1 protein-coding gene is annotated in these 1,002 nt (G+C 47.6%); it reads right to left on the bottom strand.

Going from position 1 to position 1,002, the window contains the following annotated elements:
• Positions 1 to 111: 111 nt before the first annotated feature.
• Positions 112 to 1,002, bottom strand: an 891-nt coding sequence (locus R8269_RS26645; protein WP_318223097.1) for an HlyD family type I secretion periplasmic adaptor subunit, incomplete at its 5' end; no start/stop codon positions are given.

Genomic DNA, 1,002 nt, shown 5'->3' with positions numbered 1-1,002 from the left:
CGACTCACATCACAAGTGTACTCTTCCAATGGGCTCGTTGGTGAGAAATAAGTGCTTTTTATTTAACCACTTATCGAGCTTAACTGCACATTGTGAGTGCCTTTGTATCAGTTACTCCTTCAAGGCGTTAGTTTTGGCGCTTAAGATCGGCTTAAGCAGATACTCCAAAACGGTTCGCTTCCCTGTGATGATATCGACCGATGCTGTCATTCCTGGAATGATTGGTAAATCGGCATCCTGACCAAAGCTGGTTTTTTCTGTGCGCACGCGCACGATGTAGAAACTGTTGCCTTCCTCGTCTTGGGTGGTATCGGCACTGATGTGCTCCAGTTCACCCACTAAGCCGCCGTATTTTGTAAAGTCATACGCGGTGAATTTTACGATGGCATTTAGGTTCGGGCGTAGAAAAGCGATGTCTTTCGGGGCGATTTTCGCCTCAACTAACAAGGTGTCTTCGGTTGGTACGATTTCAACGATGTCCATACCCGGTTGGATAACGCCGCCAACGGTGTTGACGTTCAGCGTTTTGATTTTGCCTGTCACCGGAGAGACCACCACTGTGCGGTTTACGCGGTCTTCCAAGCCAACAGCCGATTCAACTAATGCAGACAGTTGGTCTTGAGCATTATTGAGTTTCTCTTGTTGTTCGGAACGGAACTTCAACGCCACATCGATGCGATTGAGCATGGATTCTTTGATGGCGGATTTGATCACTGGGATTTTCAGTTCGCTAGATGTCATTTCACGGCGAGTGTCGTTCACTTGGCGCTGCAATTTGAGTAGCTCAATACGCGGAACAACGCCTTCATCCGCCAACGGTTGGGTGATATCCAGTTCTTTCTTCGCGTATTGGTAGCTTTGGCGTAAGTTGCGCACTCGCGCTTCAATCTCGACCAAGTCTTGCTGTTTTTGCTCAACTTGTTGATCGATCACCGACAGTTGGTTGCGTAGGTTATCCAAATCTTCGCGATATTCTGCTTTTTGACGCTGAGTTAATTGTGG

The organism is Vibrio sp. Vb0667, from assembly GCF_033391095.1.
The sequence above is the reverse complement of the archived record's forward strand: the minus strand, read 5'-3'. Positions and strand labels throughout refer to the sequence as shown.